This window comes from Comamonas sp. MYb396 (assembly GCF_037479555.1).
Lineage (GTDB): Bacteria > Pseudomonadota > Gammaproteobacteria > Burkholderiales > Burkholderiaceae_C > Comamonas.
The window spans coordinates 33,788-49,922 of sequence record NZ_JBBGYU010000004.1; the positions used below are offsets into that span (position 1 = coordinate 33,788).

Annotated in this window: 15 protein-coding genes; 11 read left to right on the forward strand and 4 right to left on the reverse strand. The window is 63.0% G+C overall.

The window, feature by feature from the left end; all coding sequences use genetic code 11:
* Nucleotides 1-20 precede the first annotated feature (20 nt).
* Nucleotides 21-1,187, reverse strand: coding sequence for a phosphotransferase (locus tag WH265_RS10435; protein ID WP_339558232.1), 1,167 nt, complete (start codon nt 1,185-1,187; stop codon nt 21-23).
* Between the two features lie 272 nt (nt 1,188-1,459).
* Between WH265_RS10435 and WH265_RS10440 the strand changes: the two genes are divergently transcribed.
* The 8 genes from WH265_RS10440 (at nt 1,460) to WH265_RS10475 (ending at nt 10,437) form a co-directional block, all read left to right on the forward strand.
* A complete protein-coding gene (locus WH265_RS10440) occupies nt 1,460-2,128 on the forward strand; it encodes a GntR family transcriptional regulator (protein WP_339558233.1) in 669 nt (222 codons plus the stop codon).
* A gap of 428 nt (nt 2,129-2,556) precedes the next feature.
* Nucleotides 2,557-4,839, forward strand: a complete 2,283-nt coding sequence (locus tag WH265_RS10445) for an autotransporter outer membrane beta-barrel domain-containing protein (RefSeq protein ID WP_339558234.1) — start codon at nt 2,557-2,559, stop codon at nt 4,837-4,839.
* 47 nt (nt 4,840-4,886) lie between these two features.
* Nucleotides 4,887-5,648, forward strand: a complete 762-nt coding sequence (locus WH265_RS10450; RefSeq protein WP_339558235.1) for a SapC family protein — start codon at nt 4,887-4,889, stop codon at nt 5,646-5,648.
* A 44-nt stretch (nt 5,649-5,692) separates the two neighbouring features.
* The gene (locus tag WH265_RS10455; RefSeq protein ID WP_339558236.1) at nt 5,693-6,337 is read left to right on the forward strand and encodes a GNAT family protein; all 645 of its coding nucleotides are present in this window, start codon (nt 5,693-5,695) and stop codon (nt 6,335-6,337) included.
* Nucleotides 6,330-8,063 carry an AMP-binding protein gene (locus WH265_RS10460; RefSeq protein WP_339558237.1) on the forward strand — a complete coding sequence of 578 codons (1,734 nt, stop codon included), beginning with the start codon at nt 6,330-6,332 and terminating at the stop codon, nt 8,061-8,063. The genes WH265_RS10455 and WH265_RS10460 overlap by 8 nt, the downstream gene beginning before the upstream one ends.
* 39 nt (nt 8,064-8,102) lie before the next feature.
* Nucleotides 8,103-8,360: an acyl carrier protein gene (locus WH265_RS10465; protein WP_021026678.1), complete on the forward strand. Its 258-nt coding sequence runs from the start codon at nt 8,103-8,105 to the stop codon at nt 8,358-8,360.
* A 2-nt stretch (nt 8,361-8,362) separates the two neighbouring features.
* Nucleotides 8,363-9,136: an SDR family NAD(P)-dependent oxidoreductase gene (locus WH265_RS10470; protein WP_027010856.1), complete on the forward strand. Its 774-nt coding sequence runs from the start codon at nt 8,363-8,365 to the stop codon at nt 9,134-9,136.
* A gap of 17 nt (nt 9,137-9,153) precedes the next feature.
* The gene (locus WH265_RS10475) at nt 9,154-10,437 is read left to right on the forward strand and encodes a cytochrome P450 (RefSeq protein ID WP_339558238.1); all 1,284 of its coding nucleotides are present in this window, start codon (nt 9,154-9,156) and stop codon (nt 10,435-10,437) included.
* Between the two features lie 12 nt (nt 10,438-10,449).
* Here WH265_RS10475 and WH265_RS10480 read toward each other — a convergent pair whose 3' ends face one another.
* Together WH265_RS10480 and WH265_RS10485 are read right to left on the reverse strand one after the other, a co-directional pair.
* Nucleotides 10,450-11,814, reverse strand: a complete 1,365-nt coding sequence (locus WH265_RS10480) for a HipA domain-containing protein (protein ID WP_339558239.1) — start codon at nt 11,812-11,814, stop codon at nt 10,450-10,452.
* A 74-nt stretch (nt 11,815-11,888) separates the two neighbouring features.
* Nucleotides 11,889-12,740: a LysR family transcriptional regulator gene (locus WH265_RS10485; protein ID WP_339537940.1), complete on the reverse strand. Its 852-nt coding sequence runs from the start codon at nt 12,738-12,740 to the stop codon at nt 11,889-11,891.
* Nucleotides 12,741-12,871: 131 nt separating this feature from the next.
* Between WH265_RS10485 and WH265_RS10490 the strand changes: the two genes are divergently transcribed.
* Nucleotides 12,872-13,801 (forward strand): DMT family transporter, encoded by a 930-nt coding sequence (locus tag WH265_RS10490; protein ID WP_445228516.1) that lies wholly within the window; start codon nt 12,872-12,874, stop codon nt 13,799-13,801.
* Nucleotides 13,802-13,928: 127 nt separating this feature from the next.
* On the opposite strand, the gene WH265_RS10495 is transcribed toward WH265_RS10490, so the two are convergent.
* Nucleotides 13,929-14,735: an IPTL-CTERM sorting domain-containing protein gene (locus WH265_RS10495; RefSeq protein ID WP_445228517.1), complete on the reverse strand. Its 807-nt coding sequence runs from the start codon at nt 14,733-14,735 to the stop codon at nt 13,929-13,931.
* 794 nt (nt 14,736-15,529) lie between these two features.
* On the opposite strand from WH265_RS10495, the gene WH265_RS10500 reads away from it, so the two are divergent.
* Together WH265_RS10500 and WH265_RS10505 are read left to right on the forward strand one after the other, a co-directional pair.
* Nucleotides 15,530-15,703, forward strand: a complete 174-nt coding sequence (locus WH265_RS10500) for a hypothetical protein (RefSeq protein WP_339558240.1) — start codon at nt 15,530-15,532, stop codon at nt 15,701-15,703.
* Nucleotides 15,704-15,770: 67 nt separating this feature from the next.
* Complete coding sequence (locus WH265_RS10505; protein WP_312988968.1) at nt 15,771-15,971, forward strand: hypothetical protein; 201 nt, start codon at nt 15,771-15,773, stop codon at nt 15,969-15,971.
* Nucleotides 15,972-16,135: the final 164 nt, after the last annotated feature.

Here is a 16,135-nt window from a genome sequence, read left to right on the forward strand (position 1 = left end):
CGGGTGGTGCTCCAGGTGGGTCAGGCGGCGGTGGGGTGGGTGTCGGCATGGTGGTCGGCCTGCGCGCCATGGGCTTGCAGCCAGCCGCCAATCATGCGGCGGAACAAGGCCGTGGCCGTGGCCTGGCTGCGCAGGATATAGACGCGGTTGTCGGGGTAGAGGCGGGCGCGCCAGGCAGTAATCACCATGCGCTGCGTGAGCCGCGCGAGGATCAGATCGGGCAGCAGCGCATGCTCGGCAGCCGTCAGTGGCAGCAGGCTTTCATAGCCGGCCAGCATGGCGGCCAGCGCGGCATCGGGTGCATCGGTCAGCGGCATTTGGTAAGAGGCGGCAATTGCGAGATCGGCCACGCGCGGGGCCAACAGCATGTCGCCAAAATCCAGCACGCCGGCAATGCCCAGGCCGTCGTCGCTCGCCAGCAGGTTGCTGGGCGAGAGGTCGTTGTGGATGGTCTGCGTGGGCAGCTGCGGGCCCAGCTGTGCCAGCCGCTGTTCAAACAAGGCCCAGAACGCTGCAATCTGCGCGCGCAGTTGGGCATCGTCCACCACCTCCAGCCAGGGGCGCAGCAGCGGTGCGCGGCGTGCATCCCATAAAAAGGGGCGTTCGGTGGCCGGGTGGGCAAAGTCTGCCAAGGCGCCATGCAACTGGGCAATGGCCAGGCCCCAGGCCTGCCAGGCGGCGCCACTGCGCTGCAGATCACTGCCCGCCTTGCCATCGAGAAAGCTGTAGCAGCGCACGCGCAAATGCTCGCCTGCCGGGCTGCGCCAGTCCAGCCAATCGGGGCTGGTTTCGTGGCCGGTGGGGGGGTGGGTGTGGGTGCTGGCCCCGGCTTGGGTAGCGGTGGGCAGTCGCAGCGGATGGTGCAGTGGCACCGGCACGGCGCAGCGGTCTGCCAGGTGCTTGAGCACCGCTATCTGCATCTCTGTTTCTGCCAAGGATTCGGCCGGGCTGATGAACTTGAGGGTCACGGCGCTGCCATCGGCTGTGCGGACCAGAAAGTTGCGGTCCCGCTCTCCGGACAGGGGTTGCGCATTGCCTTGGATGCCATAGGCTTCCCAGGCCAATGCCTGCGCCTGTTCAGCGCTGACCTGGGGCACGGCCGTCAAAAAGGCCTGGCTGGCTTGCGCCAAGGCGTCCGATTCATTCGGTTCGGCAAAGGCGGTAGAGGCAAAAGGGGATCTGTTCATGGAATGCGGCGGCCGGTGGTGCAAGGGCGCGCTGCTTGGACAGCACTGGCGCAGAGGGCGATCAGTCCGGTCAAGGCAGCGTTTTGCTTAATTTGATGTTTGATGCATCATAAATGGGATGAAGAGATTTAAACAGCAACTTTGCTCAATAGCATCGGGGTAAACCTGCATGCGGCAATGAAGGCTTATGATGCATCTTGCTGCATGGCATGGCGGTCAGCACCGCCTTGGCAGACCGGCATCACAACAAGAATCGCGAGGAGCAATGGCAGATGGCAGACAGGTTCGAGAGCGTCAACACCGAGAGCAAGGGCGACCAGATCTATGCCCAGCTGGCGCAGGCGCTGGTCAAAGGGCAGTTGCTGCCAGGCGAGCGTCTCAAGATCCGCGAGCTGGCCGCGCAAATGGGCACCAGCGTGACGCCCGTGCGCGATGCCATCCTGCGCCTGGTGCAGCACGGCGTGCTGGTGATGCTCAGCCCCCGCGATATACGCGTGCGGCGCCTGACCCTGGACGAGTACCTGGAGATCCGCAACATCCGTGTGGAGCTCGAAGGCATGGCCGCCAGCCAGGCCGCCGTGCGCGCCACGCCGGACGAAGTGCAGCGCCTGGCCGAACAGGTGCAGCACAACGAGGACGCGGTGCGGCGGGGCGACATTGCCCAGGCGATTGCGCTGAACCAGGATTTTCACTTTGCGCTGTGCCAGCTGGCCCGTATGCCGCTGCTGTCCGATATCTTGTACGGCCTGTGGCTGAAGATGGGCCCGCTGATCGCCCAGAGCTACAGCGAAGGGGGCCGCAGCATGATCGACCACCACTACCCCGTAGTCGAAGCCCTGCGCCGCAATGACCCGCATGCGGCGCGCGTAGCGATCCAGACCGATCTGCTGTCGGGGGGGCAGTCGATTTATGAGCGGTTTGGGCGGGATGGGCCCACGTAGCCGTGGGGCCAGGGCAAGGCCGCTTGGCCGCTTGGCCGCACCGCAGTTTCAGGGGTATTTTTAGGATTTAGCTTTGCCCCGGGAGCATTTCCATAGACCCCTGGATTGAAATGCAAAATAGTGTTAAAAAATTGTTGATTTCGCCCGAGATTAGGGTCTTTTGAAGGTACTGGCTTCTATAGCTGCCTGGTTTTTAGACCATCCAGCTACAAAAAAATTTGCAGATAAAACATTGAGTTATTAGCTTTTTGACATTTATCAAGGTACGGGTGTAGATCGAGATAAACATCATTGACCCGTAGCGTTTTGTATCGTACTCTCTGCTGATATTCATTGTGTGGATAGCGCTGGTTGCGTCCAGAAAGTCTATTTGCTAGCAATGTTTTTTCAATGTGTGGGTGGGGGGATGCCAGATGCGAACATCACGCATGACTAAACACAAGCCAACGCTGATAAGCAAATCGTTGATGCTTGTCTTTTCGATGACATGTGCTGCGCAGGTGCAGGCGGCTGCCAACTTATGGGTCGGTCCTGGTCAGGTCACTGAGGATGCAGCCTGGTTTTTTGGCACTGTTGATGCGGGTGGTGCCAATGTCATCAACTCGGCGTCGCCCGCCGCAAGTTGGAATGCAACCAGCGCCAACCAAAACCTCTACACCTCTCATGGCTTTTATGTGGGCTATGGGCCCGGCGCCGGAGGTATTTTCGATATCACCCCCACCGCTGATCTCCAAACCATGTATCTAGGAATTGGCTCCAGCGCTGATCCAGACATGCCTGCATTGACGGTCAACGATCCGCTTTTCCGTGTGGGGGATGCAGGGGGGGCAGGCACACTGACGATTGATCTGAGCGCGCCTCCCGTGTCTGCATCTGGCGGTAGATTGCACTCGAGTACAACGGGCTTGGGTGTGGGGCTGGGTGCTGGTAGCTCTGGTTTTGTCGATGTGCTGGGGGCGGGCAAGACGGCGGAGCAGCTCGGATACAACTCGCCCAATGGCGTGTTATTTGGTTCACCTCAGCAAAATACAGTGTTCGGCCAAAGCGGTGGTGAAGGCCAGGTCAAGATCGAGGGCGCTGGTCTGGTCTTTCAGACGGGGGATGCGAATTACCCGACCTCCCCCGATCCTGTCAAATACTTTGCGGTGGGTGATGGCCCTGCTGGCATTGGCTCAGTAGATATTCTGGGCAACGGAAAGCTGGCATCCGGCAACCCCGTTTATGGAAATGCAGCCGAGAAGGGTGCTCTACTTCCGTTTAGCTTTATCGGCAAAGACAGTGGGGTAGGCACAGTCACGGTAGAGCCGACGGTCAGTGGTTTTGCCAACCGGGCAAATTTTTATACTGGTTTGGCGGTGGGAAGCAGCAGCGGCAATGGCGCCTTGACAGTACTGGAGGGTGGCAAATCGTTGGTGACCAATGGCGCTACTTATTCTGGCACGGAAGGGTATTGTCAAGCCACTGATCCTACGCGGTATCCGCTGGCACCTGCGTCATTACTCATCAGCGCGGACAATGCCGCAACGGGCTTGGTTCGGGCTACGGGAAGTGGTACACAGCTTCTCGTGGCTGGTAAATCCGGCAACGACTACTACTCCACTGCGGTGAACCTTCTCCAGGAACACTCCATCGGCAAGGTGCAGATCGGCAGTGGCGGCACGCTGGTGACCGCGGTCGATGCGACCGTGAAAGTCGGTGTGGGCCGTCTGTATTCCAACTCGCCATCTGGCGGCGGCCAGTACTTTACCCAGACCTTCCAGGGCGGTCTGGGCCCCATCAATGTTGCGGGCACTGGCAATGTGGTCTATGGCTCTGAGTCGGCAACGGCGGTCGCGCCGGGCAAGATTGAGGCATCACAGATTCTTCTGCAAGCGTCGACGGCCCAATTGAGGTTCAACCATACCAGCAGTGTGAATTTCAACCTGCCGCTGCTTGGCAATGGCCAACTGGTGCAGCAGGCGGGAACGACCGTGATCTCGCCCAGCTTGGCTGGCCTGCCAGCGCTCGACCCAGCCGTCTGGGCGTTTGATAGCCAGGCACCTTGCGTTCCTGCAGTCGCTACTGGCTATCCGGTAGACCAGTCCGGTTTTACGGGCGGCTTGGATGTGCGTGGAGGGATTTTGCAGCTGCCCGCGACGAACGTACTGCCTGCCTTGACGAGCACCAAGATCACCGGCGGCACCCTGGCCCAAGGCGGCACCAACCAAAACCTGGGGGCCGTGACGCAGACCGGTGGTGTGCTGCAGCTGGTCGGGGGCAGTGTGGCTGGCGCCACCGATACGGCCAATGCCAGTACCTGGGCCGGAGGCGGCGGTACGGTGCAGCTCGATTCGGTATTGGCTGGCGATGGCAGTGCCAGCGACAAGCTGCACATTGCCGGTGCCATCAGCGGCACCACCTTGCTGCAAATCAGCAATCTGGGTGGTGCAGGTGCGCAGACCACGGGCAACGGCATTTTGGTGGTGCAGGCCGACAGCGCCAACCCTGCCAACAGCTTTGCGCTGGCCGCGCCGGTGATCGTGGGCGGCTTCCAGTACCAGCTCAAGCAAGTGGGCAATAACTGGTACCTGGCATCCATCCCTTATGTGGGGCCTCCCATCGCGCCGGCGGCGGTGCCTGCGATGTCCTGGCTGGGATTGCTGGGCTTGGGGGGGCTGCTTGCCGCCTTCTCATCGCGCCTGCTGCGTCGGCGTGCGTCAGACCAGGGCTAAGCATCCACCCTGCCTGCTTGGTATTGGCCTATCGCCCTCATTGACTGATGTCCCCAGCCATTGCACAGTCCGCTGTGCCCATGTTCTACCGCGGATTGACCGCGCTCGATCCTTCCCTTCACTTGGGCTGGGGCTTGCGCGGTCAAGCGCATTTCTCTGTCGCTGCGGCGGCCAATGCCGTGCCTTTAGGGGTGGGGGAGTTCTGGCATGCCAGCGCCCATTACCCCATCGTGTTCGGGCCAGCCGGTGCCAGTGGGTTCCCCATCGCCATCACGGCACTGGTGGAGGGGCGCAACCTGTTTGTCGATGCTGCAGGGCAATGGTTGGCCGGCAGCTATGTGCCGGCATGGCTGCGCCGCTATCCGTTCTGGATGCAGCCCGACCCGGATGGCCAAAACGCCAGTTTCTGGTTCGACCCGCATGCGCAGCAGCTGGTGCCATTGCATGAAGATGCCGATGCCCGGCCTCTTTTCGATTACCAGGGCAACCCCAACCAGACCCTGGCTCAGATCGTGCAGTTTTGCCAGCAATGCCAAAACGATGCCAACCACAGCTATGCCTTCATGCAGGCGCTGGAGCACCACCGCTTGCTGGTGGACCGCCAGGCGACGGTGGAGCTGCTACCCGGCAAGCCCTATACCTTGGGTGGATTTCGGATGGTCGACATGGATGCCTACCACCGCCTGCCCGATGCGGTGCTGGCCTCCTGGGTGCGCAAGGGATGGGCATCGCTGGTGGCCTTGCACCATATCTCCGTTCAGCAGAACTGGGAGCGGCTGCTTGTCTTGCACCGCAGCCAGAATGGATAAGATAAGGCGGTGGTTGGTTTGAACGGCGCATGTGAGGTGGTGGCATGAGTACAGGTGGTTTTCGGATTCCGCTGCACGGCGTGCAGCCCGCTGCTGCGCAAGCATCTCCCGCCGCGCGGGTGCATATCGAGACCCCGCACCTGGTGACCCGCAGCCTGCTGGCCTCCGATGTCACGCCTGAGTTTGCCCAGTGGTTCAACGATGCGCAGATGCTCCAGGGCCTCAATCTTGCGCCGCTGAACTTTTCGGTCGATGGCCTGCGTGCCTTTGTCGCGAGCTTTGACAATGTCCAGCATTTTCTGATCGGCATCTTCAGCAAGCCGCAAGGGCAGCTGCTGGGCTTTTACAACTTCAGCGTCGCGCCCCAGCACCGTGTGGCGACCTTGACCTTGGGCGCCGACCCGCGTATCAAGATCGGGCGTGAGGTTTTTTGGGAGTCCTGGTTCCCGCTGTGCGATGAGATGTTTGACCGCCGCGCTATCGACAAGATCACCTCTCGTGTGCTGACCACCAACCGCAAGCTGCTGTTTGCGCTGATCGACACCGAGCATTTCGTCTACGAAGCCACACTGAAGCAGGAGATTGCCGGCAAGGATGGCAAGCGCCTGGATGTGATGGTGCTGTCCTGCTTCAAGGACCTGAGCCTGCGGCCCAAAAAAGCGAGCCCGGCTCCTGCCCACCATGCCTGAGCGGCAAATTGGCGGTTTTGCGCATCTGCTGCAGGCGCTGGCCTATGCGGCAGCCTTTCCCGGTCAGCAGCTGAGCTGGTTCGATGGCCAGGGCCAGCTGCAGCACACACGCAGCTATGCGCAGGTTTTTCAGCAAACCCGTGCCTATGCCGCCCAACTGCTGCAGCACATGGAGCGCTCTGCCGCGCGCCCGGATGGCATGGGGCCGAGGCTGGGCATTGTGGCCACCACCGGGCCCGATTTCTTGCCGCTCCTGTGTGCCAGCCAGTGGGCGGGTGGCGTGCCATGTCCGCTGCCCGCCCCCAGTCCGCTGCAGGATGTGACGCGCTATGCCCAGGCGCTGGGCAATATGTGCCAAGCGGCAGGCATTGGCCTGCTGATGGGGCCCAAGCAGTTGCTCGCACAGCTGCAGGCGGAGGGCCAGCTGGCAGTACCCCTGCTGGCCTTTGAGGACCTGGCGGCAGCGGCTGCCGATGCTGCAGCCGTTGCGCTGCCGTTGCCCCCAGCGCCTGAGCCTGAGGCGATTGCCTATGTGCAGTTCAGCTCGGGCTCTACCGGCCAGCCCAAGGGGGTGGCCATCTCCCACGCGGCGCTCATGCACAACATCGACGCGATCCTTCAGGCCGGTATGGCCCTCACGGCGGAAGACCGCGCTTTTTCCTGGTTGCCGTACTACCACGACATGGGGCTGGTGGGCTTTGTGCTGACCCCACTGTGCGGGCAGGTCAGCGTGGACTATCTGGCGCCATCGGCTTTTGCACGCAGGCCCCATCTGTGGCCGGGCTTGATGGCTGCGCGGGGCAGCACCATTACCTATGCGCCCAACTTTGCGTGGCAGATGGCGGCGCAGTCCGCAGCGCTGCTGGAGCCAGGTGCCCGGCTGCATGCGCTGCGCATTGCCGGGGTGGGGGGCGACTATGTGGATGGTTCAGCACTGCAGGCCTTTGCCCAGGCGTTTGCGCCGCAGGGCTTTGCGCCTGATGCCTTCAAGCCCAGTTACGGCTTGGCAGAAGCGACCCTGGCCGTGACGATGAGCGATGCGCCTTTTGAGCGCTTGCGCGGCTATTTCCACATCGACGACAGGCAGGTGGTGCATGCACTGCCAGTGGCTGACGCAGGCGCCAAGCCCATGGTCAACTGCGGGCGGCCGTTGCCAGGCTGGACCCTGCAGGTGCGCGATGCTGCAGGGCAGCCCTTGCCCGCCGGAACAGAGGGCGATATCTGGCTCCAAGGGCCGGCGCAGCTGTCGGGGTTTTTCAGCGCGGGCGAGTTGCGCGCCATTGCTGCCGACCAAGCCATCGAGACGGGCGACCGTGGGTTTGTCTTGGCCGATGGCGCGCTCTATGTGAGCGGGCGCAGCAAAGACCTGATGGTCATCCATGGCCGCAATGTATGGCCCCTGGATGTGGAGGCGGCAGCGAGCGAGAATGCGGAGATTGCGCCAGACCAGATGCTGATGCTGCAATGCCGTGAACTGACCGGCGGACTGCCTGCGCAGGTGCTGCTCGTGCATGAGAAGGCGCTGCGCCAGTCGCGCCAGCCCGATGCCTTGAAGCTCGCCGCTGCAGCGGCTACGGCTGCGGCCGGTGCGGCAGTGCGCGCCTGCATGGTTCCCAATGGATCGATTGGCTATACCTCGTCAGGCAAGAAGGCCCGGGCAGCCACCCAGCGACGTTTTGAGCAAGGGCTGATTCCGATACTCGCGGACTCCGACGCACCCGATTGATTCGATTTTCCCAACAGCACCCCAAAAGGCTCCGCCACCATGTCCCATCCCCAGCTTGCTGCCATTCAACGCATCATCGCCGAGAGTCTGCTGATTCCTGCGCAAAGCATCCATCTGGAAGACCCGATTGCGAGCCTGCGCAATATCGACAGCCTGTCGTTCGAGATGATCATCGTGGCGATGGAGACGGAGTCGGGCCAGGCCATCGACCCCGTCAGCCTCATGCCCGCCAAGACGGTGGGGGACCTGGCCGATCTGCTGGGGCAATTGAAGGCAGCGCAACGCGCAGGAGCCTAGCTGTGGCCGCTTGCGATGTGCTGACCATCATCACCGGCGCCACCCGTGGGCTAGGCCAGGCCATGGCCGAGCAGCTGCTGGCGCAGCCGCAGGCCGGCGTTTTGCACATCGCCCGCCATGCCAGCGAGCCCTTGGCACAAGCGGCCGCCGCGCAGGGCGCAAGCCTGTGGCAATGGCAGGCCGATCTGGCCGATGCCCAGCCGGTGGCAGCGCAGCTGGCGCAGTGGTTGGGCGAGCAGCAAAGGCCTTGGCGTGAAATCCGATTGATCAACAACGCGGCGGTACAGGCCGAGCAGATTGCGCCAGTGGCCATGACGGCCGCATCGTCGCTGCGCCAGGTGCTGCGCGTGGACCTTGAAGCGCCCATGCTGCTGACGGCGGCGTTTTTGCAGGCCACCGAGGCCAGCGCTGCCCAGGGGGTTGTTCGCAAGGTGCTCAATATATCGTCGGGCCTGGCGCGGCTGGCGGTGGCCTCGATGGCGCCCTACAGCGCGGCCAAGGCGGGCCTGGACCAGTTCACGCGCTGCCTGGCGCAAGAAGAGGCGGCCAAGGCCCATGGTGCCCGGGTCTGCGCCCTGCATCCGGGGGTGATCGACACGGGCATGCAGCTGCAGATGCGCGAGACGGCTGCGCAGCGCTTTCCCGCCGCCGACCAGTTCAGGCAGCTGCACCTGGCCGGCCGGCTGCGCAGTGCCGGGCAGGCCGCGCAAACGGTGCTGCAGGTGCTCGATGGTCCGCATTTTGGCAAGCAGGCGATTGTTGAACTGCCGGTGTAAACGAGGCCACCACGGTGATGAGCGCTAGCGATATTTCCTCCCAGTTCTGCCACGATCTGTACGCGCTGGCGCGTGAGCGGCCTCGGCAAAATACCGTGCGCCCGCAGCACGATGGCCGCCGCATGCTCGTGATCCAGAACCTGGATGACGCGGACCGGGTGATGCGGCGCAATGCCGATAACTACCTGAAGAACTTTCGCTGGTTCACCCAGGTTGCGGGCAACTCCCGGCTCACCGATGATGGCGAGCCCTGGCGGTTTCGCCAGGAACTCTCACAGCCCTTTCTGGGCAAATACGATGCCAGCCGTGCCTTTGCCCTCAGCACCCTGCATGGCCAGCACATCGCCCGCCACCTGGCCTTGGCACCCCAGTCACAAGTGCTCGATGAGGCGCTCATCCACCAGGGCATGCTGTCCATCTTCACGCAAATGTTCCTGGACGTGGAGCTGTCGAGCCTGCCCATGGCCCATGGCAGTGCGTCGCGCCTGATCGAGCTGGCTTCGGCCTATGCCTTTGTGGCACCCGGGCAAGAGGGCCTGGGGGGCGACAAGGCGCATATTCGCGAGATCCTGCAGCTGCGCAAGACCATCTTCGCGGCCTTGCAAACCCTGCGCGGGGACAGCGTGCCGCGCAGCCCGATGCTGACGGCCATGCTGCAGGCAGAGACGGCCCCCGGCTTTGATTTCTCGTTTGAAAAAGAGCTGACCATGCTGTTTGGCGCAGGTACCGACACCGCGTCCTACTCGGTCGGCTGGGCCTTGCACCTGCTGGCCACGCAGCCTGAGGTGCAAGAGCGGCTGCACCTGGGTTTGCGCCAGGTGTACGCCCAGCATGGCCATGACCGGCAGGCACTGCAAAGCGCCATCGCGCAGCATGCCGATCTGCGCAGTTTTGTGGCCGAACTCTTGCGCCTGTATCCGCCGCTGCCATTCATCACCCGCCTGGCCCAGCAGGGCGACCAGCTCTCCGACCTGCAGGTTGAGCCCGGGGATGTGGTGGTGGTCTCGCTGGTGGGCGTCAACCACAAGGCGCTGGAGCGGCCCGACCCCTGGAAGCCGGACCTGGATGCGGCCTTGCAGGAGGGGTTTGGCATGGGGACCGGCAGCATCTCCAGCTTTGTCTGGGGCAAGCGGGTTTGCGGCGGGCGCAGCTTTGCGCTGGTTGAGCTTGCCGCCGTGCTCAGCGTGCTGATTGTCGAGCTCGAGGTTCAAGTGTCCCGGCAGGAGCCCATCGTCTATGAGTGGGTAGGGCAGATGCGCCGCAAAGGCGGGCATTTGCTGACATTGACCGGCAGGGCTTGAGCTGCCCGGGCCTTAGCCTGGCAACAGCGGCGCTGCAAACGCCCGTGCGACCTCGCGGTTGCGCAGCGCCAGCGCCCGCATGGCCGCCGAGGTCGGTGCTGCCAGCTGGGCATCGCTCGCCGCTTCCCAGAAGGCATCGGCCGCACGTGCGGCCAGGCTCCACACCTTGGGGATGGCGCCAATGGTGCTGACCTTGGGCTCAATGGGCACCAGCTCGGGGTCCAGCCCGCCGCCGATGGAGGCGTAGCGCATCGGCAGGATGTCGTAGGCCGGGGCAATGCCCAGATACTCGCCGTCGTCGCCAATCAGCAGCGAAATGTTCTCGAAATGCCGGTCGGTATTGCCAATGAGCTCGCTGAACGCGGCCATCACGGCCACATGCTCGGCATGCTGGGGGCTGAAGTAGTCTGCGTTCACGCAGCGTGCGGCGAACTCGGGCCAGGTATCGCGCGCACCAAAGAACTCGTCGTCGACGGCGCCGGCCGAGAGCATGCCCAGGCGCCCTTGCTTGCCAACGCGGTCAAAGCGTTGCACTTCCAAAAACACAAACTCGCCGCGCACCAGCAGCTGGGTCTTGGCAGTGGGCACACCCACGTTGGCCAGTGATGCCAGCGCCAGGTGCTCAAGCGGCAGAAGCTCTGCCATGCGGCTGCCGCTGCGCGCGAACTTGACGATCACCGATCCCGTGTCTTCGGCCACCCAAAGAAACTTGGGCTGCTCGCCACCGGCGCTTGAGCCATAGGATTCGTTCTTGAGCTGCTGCGCCAGCGCGACATACACGTCGAGCTTGTCTTGCGCCTCTGGACGGGGCTGGCGCAGCAAATCCATTTCCCGCTGCAAAGGGATATCGCCAAAGATCAGGTTGCCCGGCAGATTCATCCCTTGGGTGAACAGAAACGCAATGCGGTGGTCGTCGCTCCAGTCGCGCAAGCTGGCGGGGAAGGGCTGCTGCAGGGCTGCCGTTTGCGCAAGCTGCCGGCCCAGAAACCCCGATGGCGCAGCGAACAGCATGTAGGGGGGCAGGCCTTCGTAGAGGCGAATGGCGCTCGCATCTCCACGCTCGAGCGTGCCGCCACCCACAAGAAATTCAAGATCCGCATAGGGAACGATGTGGCCGCTGGAGAGAAAGCGGTACACGCGCTGGCGCGGCTTGAGCCCCAATGGCAGCTTGCGCAGCAAGGCGTACTGGGGCGTGCGCTGGCCCGGCTCGCGGAACATGGTGACGCGGGCCGATAGTTCGCGAATAGCTCGGGACAGCGTTGGCTGGCTGATGCCCAGCGCCTCTACCAGCTGCTGTCCAGAGCGCGGGCCACCGGCCAGCGCGCGCTCGATGGCCTGCTGCAGATCGTTCAAAGGCTGGGGTGAGGGGCTAGGCATAGCAGGGGGTTTGAATAATTCATGAATTTTATATGAATTCCAAATTCATCGCTCGCCACGGCACTTGGCTGGGACTACGCCGGCCCTTGCGCCTGCCTCAGCGTATGCACCAGCAGCTGGTACAAGCTGTCTACCGCCTTGGAGCGCCGTGATTCCTTGCTGCGGTAGACGGCGACCTCCATCGGTGCCAAGGGGCCCAGCCCATGCTTGCTGCCCAGCACTTGCAGATGGGGCGGGGCGCTGCACTGGGTCAGTGCCGCAACGGCCAGGCCACTCTCCACCGCCGCAATCTGCCCGGCCAGACTGGAGCTGTTGTAGACCACGCGGTGCTGGCGCCCTTGCAGGGCCAGCGAGTGCAGCGCGCCGCGTCGTGCCAGGCTGGCTTCTTCATACACCGCGATGGGCAGCGGGTCCCGCCGCCACAGCGCAAAGTGCTCGGAGCCGACCCAGACCATGGGCTCATGAAAGAGCAGGGTGCCCCGGCGTGCGTGGTCGCGCGACACCAGCGCCAGATCCAGGTCGCCAGCTGCCACACGGGGAATCAGTGCGGTCGATTGCTCGCAGCTGAGCACGATCTCCACGCCGCTGTGGCGGGGGGCAAAGCGCCTGAGCACGGGCGTGAGGTACCTGGCCGCATAGTCGTCGGGCACCCCCAGGTGCACGCTGCCGCTCAGTGCATCGCCCTGCAGCGCAAACTGTGCCTCGCTGTGCAGATCCAGAATGCGCCGCGCATAGCCCAGCAGCCGCTGGCCTTCGGCGGTGAGTTGCTGGCTGCGGCTGTCGCGCTCGAGCAGGCAGTGGCCGACAGCCGCCTCCAGTTTTTTGAGCTGCATGCTGACCGCAGACTGGGAGCGGTGCACCTCGCCGGCTGCGCCCGAGAGCGATCCGGTATCGACCACCGCGACAAAGCATTTGAGCCAATCCATCTGAAGGTCTTGCGAGCTTGCGGGCATGAGGTTTCGATGAACGAATAGCTGATGCATGAATTATGCGCTTTTCGATAAGTTGCCCGCGCAGCACACTGGCGGCCATGAGCCAATATCCCCAGCCAGCGCGCATGACCGCTGCAAACATGGACCCATCGTCACGCACGGCATCTGCCACGACAGGCGAGGCCTTCGGCGGCCTGCTGCCCTTTGTGCTGGGCAGTGCGCTGCTGGGCAGCATCGGCATTTTTGTACACATGGCCCAGGCCGGGGCGCTGACGGCGACCTGGTTCCGCTGCGCATTCGGGCTTTTGGGGCTGACGGCCTGGCTGCTGTGGCGCCGGCAGCTGCATGCTTTGCGGCTGGCGCGCAGCACGGCGGGCTGGGTGCTGCTGGCCAGCGCCTTGATGGTGCTCGGCTGGGTGCTGTTCTTCGCGGCGATGGAGCGCATCTCCGCCGGGGTAGCGGTGGTGCTGTTCCATATGCAGCCGATGTGGGTGTTGCTGCTCGGCGCGCTGTGCCTGGGCGAGCAGCCGGGCAGGCACAGGGTGGCCGCAGTCGCGCTGGCCATGCTCGGGCTGGTGCTGGCCACCGGTGTTTTGCAGCAGGCCGCATCGCAGCAGGGCGCCCAGCCGCAGTACTGGTGGGGTGTGGGCATGTGCTTGCTGGGTGCATTTTTGACCGCTGCGGTCACCGTCATTGCGCGGCGCCTGCGTGCCATGCCGGCCGGTGTGCTGGCCTGGTGGCAATGCGCCGTCGGCAGCGCCGTGCTGTGGCTGGCGCCCGCCACGCAAGGCTGGCCGGCCTGGGGTGCCTCCTGGGCATGGCTTGCTGCCTTGGGCCTGGTGCATACCGCCACCGCCTATGCCTTGATCTACACCGGCATGGCCCGGCTACCGACGGGGCGCATTGCGGTGCTGCAGTTTGTCTACCCGGCAATCGCGATCGTGGTGGACTGGCAGTATTTTGGCCACAGACTGGGAGCGCTGCAAATGGTGGGCGTGGTGGTGATGGGGCTGGCAATCAGCAGCGCAGAGCGCAGGCGCAGCGCCGCTGCATAGCATCAGTCTAGAGCATCTGCGCCTGGCAGTCCCGGCTCACCTGGCCTTGCGGGTGCAAGGCAGCCGACGCCTGTTCCCTTGCGAGAAGGGGCAGCCGCCGCTCTGCCCACTGCCTCCTGTCCTGAACTTACTGGCGTTTGCGGCGGCCCAGACCTGCCAAGCCGGCGACGGCCAGTGTCCCGCTCAGTGCAAGAACACTCCACTGGCCAAGGGTGGGTACGGCAGTAGGGCTGGCCACGGGAGCTGCGACAAAGCTCAGCTTGACTTGACCGGCACCGCCATCAAAGCCGATGCCCACGCGGCTGCCGCCGCCGCCGCCGCCGGGCGCGCTGCCAGGGGCTTCTTCATTGCCGCCCCTGCCACCATCGGCCACGGCGATGCCGCCAACATAGCCCAGGCCAGGCTGGCCATCGGCGGCGGAGCCCGCAGAGCCGCCGCCTCCGCCGCCTTCCACGGAGGGCGTAGGGGCGCCCGCTGCGCCTGCGCCGCCAGAGAAACCGGTCAATCCTGCACCGCTGCAAGCCGCTCCACCCGCGCCTCCAGTCGATCCTGTCGCGCCTTCGCCCCCGGCGGCGCTGATGGAGCCGCCCGTCCAGCTGACGGTCGATGCTGTACCTGCTGTGCCATCGAGGCCGCTGCTAGTGCCACCCGTGCCCGTGCTGATGGTCAGCTCCGCGCCAGCGGCCAAGCTGAAGCTGCCCTTGCAATAGGCGCCACCGCCACCCCCACCACCGCCATCGATGCCAACATCACCGCCTCCCGATCCACCCCCAGCGCCCCAGACTTCGATCACGACCGAGCTTGAACCTGCCGGTACGCTGCAATTGGCGGTATTGATACCGCTGACGCAATCAGCCGCCCAAGCGGGGGCTGCTGCAAGCCCTCCCACCATTACACACGCGGCGTAGGCCATATTTCTGGATAGCAAGCTCATAAATTTCCTCAAAAATAAATGCGGACACGCCACTTATATCGCAAAGCAAAAAGAATCGCAGCAGAAAAATGCATATTTCTTGCATTACTGCGGTAACGAATATCTTAGTTTAGATAATTCCAATCAAATGGCTATCTGGAATTTAATTAAGTGAATATCCATAGGGGTGAAGCGGTTCTCAGAGAATAAGAGATTTTTATGATGAATGCCTGCATCGCGGTAGATGCGGTTGATGTGGCATTTGATGCGGGTCAATAATTTTCAATAATCCCGCGATGGCGGCAAAGCCCGGGGCTGTGGCATGGCCGCGGGTGCCGCTTTATTCCACCCAAGGAGGGCGAGCGGATTGCGCAAGCCCGCGTTCAGGCCACGGCTGGAGGCAGGGAATGCCTGGTTACGCGGGAGCTGGGCGCAGATGCGAGTCCATGGACGTTTGGTGAGATCTCATAGCAGCATTTCTTGCTTTCAGCACGGTTGGATGCACCGCCAAACTCGGCATTTCCGGCGGTGATTAGCGCTTTCCAATCAGCCGTTTCTGCCGGGCATGGCGCAGCGAGAAAACCAAGTGCGACAAGCCGAAAAGCAATCTCCTCCGTCCAGGCCAGGACGGAATCGGACGGTTGGATTGCCCGCGCCCGCAAGAGATTTTGGGGTTGTGCGGTTTAAGGTCATTAAAAGGAGTACCGTGGGGCGAGGCAATCCTTCCTGGTGTGCCCCACGAGGCCGGAGGTCTGCATGTTCCCATTCTCAGCCCGCCTGCCAGCATCGGCGCTTGCCTTTTTATAGGAGTAGGGATGGAGACGTTTTACGACATCTATCTGGGCCGACTGGGCGCCAGAAACACGCGGCGGGTTGCCAAAAATCAGACCACAGTAGAGGTCGATATCTGGAAAGCGAAAGGCTATCGCCTGCAGGCCGAGCGGCGTGTGGCAGAGCGCTTGTACGAAATCTATTTCATTACGGAATGAAGACGGGGGCGATGAGATACCCGCGATACGGACTCTCTACCCCCGCACTGAACAGGATCAACGGGTCATGAAACTCAACCTAAAGGCCAAGCCCTCCAAGATGTCGGATATCCAGAAATCACGGCTGGAGACTGAACGCATCTCCTACTCGGAAGACGCACCGCCAGCCCGCCAGACCTGGAAGGAGCGGCCAGCCTATGACGGCGACGAGCTGTCCTACCGGGGGCAGGTCAAAAAGACCTTGATTACCCTCAAAAGCCATGGATGAAAACGCTGCGTTGCCGACTTAAGTGCAAACTTCATAGACCCGGTGGTACCCACCCGTCTATGCAGCACTCTTGCTCTGTAAGCTGGCAGCGGATGGGGATGGGGCCAAAGGCGTCGTTTGAGAGCGAGCCTGACCTCTTGCCGGCGAAGACAGTGCGGCGGATC

Excerpts from the sequence above, each read along its gene's own strand:
- WH265_RS10435 (WP_339558232.1), bottom strand. The coding sequence starts at position 1,187 with ATGAACAGATCCCCTTTTGCCTCTACCGCCTTTGCCGAACCGAATGAA.
- WH265_RS10440 (WP_339558233.1), top strand. The coding sequence starts at position 1,460 with ATGGCAGACAGGTTCGAGAGCGTCAACACCGAGAGCAAGGGCGACCAG.
- WH265_RS10445 (WP_339558234.1), top strand. The coding sequence starts at position 2,557 with ATGACTAAACACAAGCCAACGCTGATAAGCAAATCGTTGATGCTTGTC.
- WH265_RS10450 (WP_339558235.1), top strand. The coding sequence starts at position 4,887 with ATGTCCCCAGCCATTGCACAGTCCGCTGTGCCCATGTTCTACCGCGGA.
- WH265_RS10455 (WP_339558236.1), top strand. The coding sequence starts at position 5,693 with ATGAGTACAGGTGGTTTTCGGATTCCGCTGCACGGCGTGCAGCCCGCT.
- WH265_RS10460 (WP_339558237.1), top strand. The coding sequence starts at position 6,330 with ATGCCTGAGCGGCAAATTGGCGGTTTTGCGCATCTGCTGCAGGCGCTG.
- WH265_RS10465 (WP_021026678.1), top strand. The coding sequence starts at position 8,103 with ATGTCCCATCCCCAGCTTGCTGCCATTCAACGCATCATCGCCGAGAGT.
- WH265_RS10475 (WP_339558238.1), top strand. The coding sequence starts at position 9,154 with ATGAGCGCTAGCGATATTTCCTCCCAGTTCTGCCACGATCTGTACGCG.
- WH265_RS10480 (WP_339558239.1), bottom strand. The coding sequence starts at position 11,814 with ATGCCTAGCCCCTCACCCCAGCCTTTGAACGATCTGCAGCAGGCCATC.
- WH265_RS10485 (WP_339537940.1), bottom strand. The coding sequence starts at position 12,740 with ATGGATTGGCTCAAATGCTTTGTCGCGGTGGTCGATACCGGATCGCTC.
- WH265_RS10490 (WP_445228516.1), top strand. The coding sequence starts at position 12,872 with ATGACCGCTGCAAACATGGACCCATCGTCACGCACGGCATCTGCCACG.
- WH265_RS10495 (WP_445228517.1), bottom strand. The coding sequence starts at position 14,735 with ATGAGCTTGCTATCCAGAAATATGGCCTACGCCGCGTGTGTAATGGTG.
- WH265_RS10500 (WP_339558240.1), top strand. The coding sequence starts at position 15,530 with ATGGAGACGTTTTACGACATCTATCTGGGCCGACTGGGCGCCAGAAAC.
- WH265_RS10505 (WP_312988968.1), top strand. The coding sequence starts at position 15,771 with ATGAAACTCAACCTAAAGGCCAAGCCCTCCAAGATGTCGGATATCCAG.